Below are 9,939 nucleotides of genomic sequence, written 5' to 3'. Positions count from 1 at the left end.
CTCAACTGGTTAAGCGGATGCGTCAGCAGAGTCGCTGATTTCCCATCTAATGTGGCACTGCTGAGCGCAGCTTTTCCCAGGGGGAGCGGAATTGTGACAGGTTGAGAGCCCGTAGTATGAATGACCAGCCTGCCCGTGATATGCACGACTGCCTGCCCCGGTTCAGCGCCGGGTTTGACTTCGGCGGAATACAAAGCCTGACTGATCGCTCCCAGAGAGTCTGTCTCCTGGTTGAGTGGTTGGTCGGGATGGGCGGCATTCCAGAGCCGTTTGAATTCCTCGCGAGGTAGAAAAATCCGTTGCGAAGCGAGTGGATCTGTTCCCGTTTCGTAAGGAATGATCAGATTCTGAGGCAGCGTTGGCAGACTGTCGATCGTCTGATGTTGGGCTTCCACCGCGATCGGCTTTTTCTGGGCAAACACGGGAGTAGAATTAGTGCCAATAAATCCCAGCAACAGCAGAGATGCTATTGTTGCCTGTTTCGTGGAAGGAGTCTTCATGGCGCCTTTGAATTCCCGTTTGAGAGTTCGAATCAGCCATTCGATACCCCATAATACACCGGTAAGTAAAGTGCCGATGAACAGGCCGTCCAGCACGGGTTGAAAACGGACAGGAAACAGAGAACTACAAGCCACAGGTAACAGTACTCCGGCCAGGAGAAGCAGTAGTTTATGATAGCAGGCTAATCTTCGCAGTAACCAGCCTGCCCAGAGGACGCCGAACATCACCGCCAGAAAGAACTTTTGACTTGATCGTGCCTGCTGCAGGGAAACCTGCAGCGATAAGGGCTGTTCCTGAGGCTCGCCATAATATTGAAATGCCATTGATCGGAATTTCTCCGGTTGAGGCAGTGAAGCGATCACGGACAATCGTCCGCCCAAAGCCCGCTCGGGATTGGCAACGTCCAATTGATCTCCGTTTTCCTTTTTGTCAGCTTCTCCCGCAGTACGACCAGGCAGGTCAGTAGCTTTGCCCTGTATTGATGAGTCCGGCGAGATCCGTGTAACATTAATACGTGGTGACTGACCAGATTGCTGAAATACCTTGCCCCCTTCAATTCTGCGTTTGGATTTCATGAGTAACCGTTGATTAGCCACTTCTGCAGGCTGGGAACCATATGTCAAACCTTCTTCCGGGTGAGTCGTGGGTGCCGCTTCATGCTGGACGTTCAAATCGAAATCGCCACCGAGTGGTACAGTGGTATCCCGAAATCGAACATCGGTCCCTTCTTGAGGTTCGACACCATCGTTCAGGTAATAAGCTGATGGTAAAGGGGCTTCTCCTTGACTGATTGATACTTCACGAGAAGAAGCTCGCATCCCAGAATCCATTATCAATCCAATGACAGCCAGCAACAGGCATAAACCTGCGAGCAGTGTGATGACGGCACTGAATCCACCCTTACGAAAAGCGAAGATACTCACAAAAATTGTGATCACCAGAAAAAAGATAATCATAGACCGATAGAATACACTTCTAGCGGACACCAGGCTGATATGCTGGCGGAGATTTTCCAGGATACCCAGGCGAGGCAGAGGCTGATCCGGGACGAAATCACCCGAACTTGCTGAGACAAAATAATCGTAAGGATATAGAATTGACCAGGTCTGATTTAAAACCTGTAAGGGTTGAATCGCCCCCGTACCATCGACGACTGAGATCCGAGGTGGAGACTGTGACAGCTGATTGGATTCTTGAGTCATCAATCGATTAGCGTCGTATAATAACTGAAGTGTGTGAGCATTATGTTCCTGCACATCTGAAGTGATCGGGACAATAAACGCATTCTCCGTTTTGCGAACTTCAACGGGGGTTCCTTGAACGAGTGCTGAAAGTAATTCCGCTCCTTCTGGCAAGGAAATCTGCAATGCCTGAATCCCGACTGCGGAAAAATGAAGGAGCACTTCATTTTGTACTTCTCCGTTGGGGCCGATCACACTTTTAAGAGACATGAGGTGCGCAATGGCCGTGGGGACGGCAGTCTGATTAAAGCGTGTTTCCAGAACTTCAATCTGGTGTCCGATACCAACAAACCGATAAGCGGCCACAATCCTTTCCTGAGGCTGGTAAGCGACGGGAACTGGTAATTCGGCGGCATCGATGGTCGCCAGAGTCTGCCCGCGAATTCCCGTTGCCTTGATTTTGAGTCGCTGATCTCCCTCGGCTTCGAATGCCACTTCGCCGTACTGTCGATCTGCAGACATAATCTGCAGTTGGGGAACAATCACGGCTTCCCCTTTCTGGCGAGGCTGTTCCACAGTGACGCTCAGAATCTGTTTGCCACTCAGGCGACGATCCATTTTTAAAGTCCAGACACGCACACCATTTTGGGGTTCCTGTGCTACCTGCTCTAAGATTTTCCCCGCTGCATTGATCAATCGAAATTGAAGATCCTGGCTGACACTTTCCGGGAGCGCCACCATCAGGGAACGATAACTGCCTCGCTCGACATTCAGTGTCGTTTCGAAATGTGAAAACAGGGTTGTCGGGTCCAGCCTGACATATTGCAGATGGTGTGCGGCAAGCTGTAATGGCTTACGTGAAATGTTCAGGCTGCCTGAATATTGATTGTCCTGATATTGATACCCAAATCGCATCTGGGGAATCTGTTCCTGAAGTGGCTCCAGGTTCACAAGTTCACTGGGAACCAGATCCCAGTCAGAGTCCGCATTGATGATCAAAGATCCTTCCAGAATTTTTGCCTGGGGTAATTCCACCTGGGGAATATTCAGCAGTTGACTCTCTGATTCCGGGGGCCAGTTTTCCAGATCCCGATGCGCTGTCACAATCACTTTAGCTTCCTGATTTGCGGGCAACGGTTGAGGAAAAGACAGCCTGACCAGTTTGCTGCCGGCTTCCCGGGACGATTCCTTCCAGTCGATCTCCTTATCCTGCAGGGAGGCTCCCAGAATGGTCCACTCTGCCGGTATTTTCATTTGAAATTCGAACATGGGAGCAAACAGGCTTTCGACCGTTGTCACCAGCCGCAGATCCATGCCCTGCTCATTCAGGTCAACAACGGTGGAAGCCGCCATTTGCACTTCGGAACGTTTTTCCTGTGTTACCAGGGAGATCTCGAATTTCTGCTGCCAGAAGTCATAATCCAGCCCCGGATCTGTTTTGGAACGTTTGTCCCTGGAAGAATCCTGCATCGCCTTACGACGGACATCATTCGTTTTTTCCACCTGCAGGCGGACACCGGGGGGATAACGAATCAATACCGAGCCGACGTGGGAGTTGACCTTTTCGATAATCAGATTGGGAACCTGCCACGTTTCATCTGCCTGGGTTGTCATTACACCGCGACAGATGATCTGCCGTTCGCCTTCAACGGGTTGACGATAATTCAGAGTAATCTCGGTACGGCGGCGATCCTGCATACTGTCATTGAGCACCCATGACTCCAGTCCGGTCGATTCTACACTGATGATCTCCAGATTCTGCGGCACACTCAGTACCAGTTGATCGAGTGACTGGCCAAAAATGCTGAGCGTGGTCTGCGCCTGCCAGGCGACTTTACCGGGACTGACGGAGATACCGATTCCACTCCGGGCAAAGATCAGGGAATCGTTGGCTTGCTCGCGGCTCTGTTCTGTTATTTTCAAACCAACCTGGCCGGTCCCCCCGATTGGGAATTCGTATGCCACCACTTTTTCTGCTGAATCCGAAGGTTTGACCTTTAATTCATTCACGATCAGGTGCTGCTTTTCGGGCAGTTCGATTTTAAATTGACTGGCGACCCCCGGCAGGAGTTGGAATTGTGAGACCTGATCACTGCCTACTGTGTTTAAGGGTGCCGAGAGTTGCAGTACCAGTTGATGCTCGCCCGACTTTTGGCTGAAGAGTTGCAACATTTGTGACTTGGATGCCGTACGGGCAATCATCGCCGGTTGCCGATCAAGTTGTGCAGACTCGACTGCCAACCCGCTGAATGGCAGATTGATCACCGTCAACTGCTGACGAAACTGCCTGATCGAAATCGTCGCTTTGATCAGTAACTGTCGATCGACAATCGACGTTTGATAGTCGGCAGCATAAATCAGGGCATGGGACGAGGGTAAATCAACATCGCCTGCCCCCTGTTTGGCTTGTTTTTTTAAAGTCTCATATTCGCTCTTTGATAACAGCACACCACTTTTGTCTCGTGACATGATCGCATCGAGTTGATCCAGGGGAAGATAGACGGCCGTCTCAGGCCATTTTTTTGAAACAGCTTGAGACGCGCTTTGTTTCGCAGTCGGTTTCTCTGCTGCAAGTGCCTGTGGATTCAGGCCGAATTTCAAAATAGAAACGGATACCACAAACAGGAAAGCTCCTGTGGATACCTTCTGTAAAATTCTGATTCGCCTGTCAGAAATTGGTTTGGCAGCAGAACTTTTATTATTCAATCTCATGGCGAACCTCATGATGTGAGTCACTCATAGAAAAACTCTTATTACACTTGTATCGAAACGGTCAGAGTTTACAGCTCTTTGTCAGATCGATTCTGTTCGAATTCATCGAAGATCTCTGGAGGTGGGATCACCGCTGCAGTCTGTCCGCCTGAAGTTATTTGTGTGTTTGGGTAGGTCGCAGGTTGAACAGATCTCAGCCCTGCGAGGGAATACAAAATCCAGATTGCGAGTAATGCGAGTATTCCAAACCGGGCTACATACAGTCCATGCAGCACCATATCTGCATTCGTCAATCCGATCATGGCCAGTATGAATACCAGAAAAATCAGGACGGCGACCTTGTTTTCCCACGGTGTTTTTCTCATGACGAAGGCGATGACAATCAGGGCGCTACTTAAAACCCATGTATAAAATGAAAGCTTCCACCAGGACACACTGATTTCACTACTGTCGCCGAGACGTGTGTAGATAAAAGTGCGTCCTTCAGTCGGGAAGTCGATCAATGACCCGGCGGAAGCACCAATCCACGAATCAAAGAAATTACCTGATACATCAGTCCCCCCTCGTCGAGGAATGACTCCGTCCAGGTAAGGCTCGTATTCCGGCTGAAAATCATCCGAGACATTCACCAGTGCGTATTGATCTGGTACCCAGATCGCGGTTTTCAATTGCTGGACCACGACGTTTTCGCCTTTAACGCCACCAATCCGCGGCAGGGGTAAATTCAAATTACCGCCGAAGGAGTCTGTAATACGAGGCACTGCTTTGGTGAACAGCAGGCTGACGAGGAAAGACTGATCCGAAGCCTGATCTCGGGCGACATTCACAAAATAGTTAGACCAGCCTTCTTCATCCTGGGTTTGATCTGCCTTTTCCAGAGGGACGGGCTGCCCTGCTACTGTGATGCTCAATGGTTCCATACCCGCAGGTAATGCGACTTTCAACTGTTGTCGCTCACTGGATTTCATCAGATAGCGACAACGATACGTAGACCGGCCTTCTTTACTCACAACGACTTCAACTAGCGATTTGAGAATAATCGTCTCCACAACATCCTGGATTTTGTGCCGGGTCGATGCCAGTTCCAGGGTCACAGGCTGATTGAAATACCGAAACGCCAGGAAACCTTCCTGGGGCAGCAGTTTGAGCTCGCGTATATCAATCGGATCCAGTTGTTCGTCGAGTTCTGAAGTTGTGACGGAGAGCATCTTTGATTTTTGAACAGCAATTTCACCATAGACTCGCGACAGGGAAACCTCACGTGATCGTGAGTCCCCCTCACTCTTCACCAGTCCCAGAACTTTCAGGGGAGACAACACAATCTCTTTTAATGCGATATCTCCCTCTGCGGTTTCAACTGGCTTCTTTTTCTCAGGTTCAGTTTCTTTGTTTTTCTCTCCCTCAGTTTCTTCCGCCGCTTTTTCTCCAGCTTCCGGACTGGTGACTGTTGCCTGCAAGCCGGGAGTAATATCGTAACGTACCTCAAGAACATAGGGGCCCTGCACACTCCGTTGAGTCGTTACTGTCCAGATCACCCAGCCATCGACGGCCTGTTCTGACCGACTTTTCTGTTTAATAGAGGGTGCCGGTCCAGGAGAGAGGGAACGAATCTGAACCAGGTCAGCAATCGCTTCAGGTACGGCAAAACGGAACGTGTCAACCCCTGCATACTGGACCTGGTAATGGATTCTACTTGTCACTTCCGCAATCTGCTCTTTCACATCGACACTGGTGGCGACATCAGCAACCAGTCGCGTCGGCCTGATACGAATCTGAACCGGGATCTCTACCGGTCGACGGTTATAATCCCACATGGAGGCCAGCGAGAGATTGCCTGACTTGAGACGGCTTGAGGCAGTTGATGGTTGCGCGCCGATGACATCCGGATTGCTGATAATCAGTTCCATTGCCTCTGGGGCAAAGATGGCAACCTGTCCTGTTTCCCGTTCCACATTGACTGGCTCAAGTAAGGGAACGTTCACAGTTGATTCCTGATCGATTTTTTCCAGGTCTCGATGGGCGCGTATCTGTACTTTGAGCTGCCCCTGATATTTCTGCTGTAAGGCAATCGTCAACATCCGTGACTGTTTATCAAAGTTGTACTCTTTCAAACCCGCCACATTGACGGAATCAATCTCCAGTTGTTCCGGAACTTTCAGCTGAAACGAGAAAATCCCGGCACGCTGAATATCATAAGTCAGCTGAGAGCCCAAGCGGATTTCGTCTTCTCCAAAACTGCATTCACTCAATTGGCTTACAAAAATCCGGGCTTCCAGAGGCTGTACTTTAATCTGTAACCGGGCAGAGGGATTGAAAAAGCGATAGTAAACTGCATCCGGTCTTTGAATACTCTCCGGAACCCCTGCGCTTTCACTTCGTGTGACTCCCGATGTCTCAGTCACTGTAAAAGTCATACTTTCTCCCGGGATAATGGCAATCTGCCCGCTTTCCCGAATGACATCCAGAGCATGGATTCCATCCGTCCTGGAATCGGCCAGTCCCAGAATGGAAAACGGTTCCTCGGGGATTTCCTTTTCGGTATGAATCTGTAAGGAGGCCCCACTCTGTAACTTATTGAGAAATTCAATCAGCACGACCTGTCGGTCTGCATTTTTCTCGACCTTCCAGCTTTTGATTTTAGTGTTAGATGAAGTAAGATCCAGAATGCGGTCATTCAGGGGTACGGCGATTCGTGCCGACTGCATATCTCCCCGGAGCACGTCATACTTCAATGTTGCCTGGGTATAGACCAGGCCATCCCGAATGGATACCAGTGTTGAATTCTCGACGCTGGCCAGCAGATCCATTTCCGGTTTTGAACTTTCACGGGGATACCATAGTGCACTGATCTGTCCGGTGGCACCCAGTGTGGATTTCACGCGTGTGGCATCGGCGGGCGAACTGGTGGGCAGTCTTACCAGTTGAGGAGTAATTTTAACGCTCTGATCGGCTTCGGGAATCAACAGTTCCAGTGTCGTAATACCGACAGTAGGACAGACAAATTCAAAACTTCGCCCTTCAGGAGAATTCTTGACACGGGTCAGTAATTCAATCTGTATCTGGTGTTCCCCTTTTTCTGAGAGCAATAGTGTATAACTGCCTTTCCCGGTCCCTCGCAAAAATACTTTTGACTTGGGAGAACTGACTTTTCCAATAGCGGCCTCACCAAACTGTAATGGCACTTCCACCCAGGGGTCTCCGAGAACCTGTATTGTCAGATCGCATTGAATCCGAGCGACATTCTCCTGAATCTCTGCCTGATAACTGGAACTGGTGACTACAGCTTTCGCAGGAAAGTTCAATTCCTGGTCAGTGCCGGGCCCTGCTGATCTGGCCCAGAGTTCGAGGTACTCCAGGTAAGGCATGAAGATCGTGGCGTCAGATTTATTGAAAACGTCCTTGATGTTTTTGAACGGGATATAAATCAGACGATCCCAGTCAGCCTCCTTATTGTCCGGACTGGTGGCGGGCTTATCCGCTTCCACGGAGGATTGGGCGAAGGAGACAACAGATATGCCCAGACAGAAACAGGCGATGAAAGAAAACAGCAGAAAACGAGGTGCGCGTCTCAGATATCGCATATAACCCACCCTTAGCCTGTAACCAGGTTTATTGCAGTGTCTCCAAAGCCACTAAAATTGTGTTTTACAGTGTTGAAGACTCTAAAGTTTTAAATTGTCACAATCCCGTACATTATTTTGTACCCTGCGCGTTTTTGAGAATGAACGGAAGACAGGACATTCACGTAAAAAGCGTCGAACCCAGAGTTTATACAATTCAGTATAGTTTTTTTGGCTCATTGTCTGGAAGATAGGACGTAACTGAGAGACCGGAAATTGCGAAAATATTTAAAAATAACTCTAAAATAAGACTATGAAACAGGAGAACATCAAAAGGTGATTCACCCGCCTGACATAGTACTCGCACGAGCCTCTCGTCAGAAATTCGGACCAGGTATCTCCTGAGAAATCTCGATCTCAAAATGGGAACTCGTCGCGCAACACCCGCTCGAACTTGCCTGAGTCTCGAGAGCCATTTAAGTTAGGAGTTCAGCTTCAAACTGATAGAGCTTATTTTTCACCCCTCTGTCCCCTGCCAGGAATCAATTTTATGCTTTCCTTACTGACTCGTCGCTCACTCATTCTGCCTCTTTCATTTCTCCTGATTCTGGTCTATGGTCCGGCACCCATTGTAGAGGCTGGGAATTTGAAAATTGTAACGTTCAATGTAGATGTCACTCCTGATCTTGGGGTACCGGTTGCTTATGCCCCCGCCCGGAAAATCATAACCCCTCTTTTTGCACGGGGTGTGGTTCTGATTTCTGAGGAACAACCGGTCGTTTTATGTGCCGTCGATGCCATCGGAATTGGAAATCAGGGTTATGACACATGGCGTGAAATGCTTGCCGAAGCCGCTGGAACTACGCCGGAGCGTGTTGCCGTGCATTCTTTGCATCAGCACGACGCACCCCGAATCGATTTTGCTACAGGGAAAATCATGGAAGACCAGGGACTCGGTGGAAAGAATTATGACAACAAATATGGCAGACAGTGTATTGAACAGGTGGCCAACGCGATTCGATCCGGATTGAAGAACCCTCAGACCGTCACGCATTTCGGAATTGGCAAAGCGAAAGTAGAACGGGTTGCCTCGAATCGTCGTTTACTGGGGACAGACGGTAAAGTCCGCCTCATGCGTTGGAGTAAATCAAAATCTCCGGAAGCCATCAATGCTCCCGAAGGGCTGATCGACCCCTGGCTCCGATGTCTCTGTTTCTGGGACGCGGATCGTCCGATCGCGGTTCTGAATTATTATGCCACTCACCCTCAAAGCTATTATGGACAGGGTGATGTGAACTATGAATTCGTGGGAATCGCGCGGGAAGCCCGAAACAAAGCATTACCGGGAACCCTGAATGTTTACTTCAACGGCGCCGCAGGAAATATTGCTGCTGGAAAATACAATGATGGCTCTACCAGAATGAGACCCATTCTGGCACAGCGCGTCGAGCGCGCCATGGAGTCGGCGTTTAAAACACAGAATAAAACGCCTGTTTCTGCTGCAGATTTACATTGGAAGACCGAAATGACCGCATTGCCGGTTTCTCAGCATCTGGATCCGGAACAGTTACAGGCAATCGTAAATGATCAGGATCAAACAGCCAAAGAACGCGCTTACGCGGCATTTCGGCTTGTCTGGTATCAACGTGCCTCACAAGGTCACCAGATTCCCATCACCTGTCTGCATCTGAAATCGGCATCCATCCTCCATTTGCCAGGCGAACTGTTTATTGAATATCAGTTACTGGCTCAAAAATTCGCCCCACAACAAACCGTCTGTATGGCTGCCTATGGCGATTATGGTCCCGGTTACATCTGCACTGAAATCGCTTACAGCCAGGGAGGATATGAATCGAGTCCCAGTGCCAGCCTCGTGTCACCGGAAGTTGAATCCGTTCTCACGGAAGTCATTCGCAGACTGGTGACATCTCCACAAGACAAAAAACAGGAGAAATCGAACGCGGAAAAGTAACTTCGCCGCTTCC

The 9,939-nt window shown here is 49.6% G+C and carries 3 protein-coding genes; 1 reads left to right on the top strand and 2 read right to left on the bottom strand.

Features of this window, described 5'->3' with window-relative positions:
* Positions 1–4,301, bottom strand: a 4,301-nt coding sequence (locus tag AACZ40_RS04610; protein ID WP_339673444.1) for a hypothetical protein, incomplete at its 3' end; no start/stop codon positions are given.
* A 161-nt stretch (positions 4,302–4,462) separates the two neighbouring features.
* On the bottom strand, positions 4,463–7,975 hold the full coding sequence (locus tag AACZ40_RS04605) for a hypothetical protein (RefSeq protein ID WP_291166941.1): 3,513 nt from the start codon (positions 7,973–7,975) through the stop codon (positions 4,463–4,465).
* A 529-nt stretch (positions 7,976–8,504) separates the two neighbouring features.
* On the opposite strand from AACZ40_RS04605, the gene AACZ40_RS04600 reads away from it, so the two are divergent.
* Positions 8,505–9,926: a hypothetical protein gene (locus tag AACZ40_RS04600; RefSeq protein WP_291166939.1), complete on the top strand. Its 1,422-nt coding sequence runs from the start codon at positions 8,505–8,507 to the stop codon at positions 9,924–9,926.
* The last annotated feature ends 13 nt before the right edge of the window (positions 9,927–9,939 follow it).

The sequence above is a fragment of the uncultured Gimesia sp. genome, from assembly GCF_963972345.1.
Lineage (GTDB): Bacteria > Planctomycetota > Planctomycetia > Planctomycetales > Planctomycetaceae > Gimesia.
This window is presented reverse-complemented; position numbering and strand designations above follow the sequence as displayed.

Excerpts from the sequence above, each read along its gene's own strand:
- AACZ40_RS04605 (WP_291166941.1), bottom strand. The coding sequence starts at position 7,975 with ATGCGATATCTGAGACGCGCACCTCGTTTTCTGCTGTTTTCTTTCATC.
- AACZ40_RS04600 (WP_291166939.1), top strand. The coding sequence starts at position 8,505 with ATGCTTTCCTTACTGACTCGTCGCTCACTCATTCTGCCTCTTTCATTT.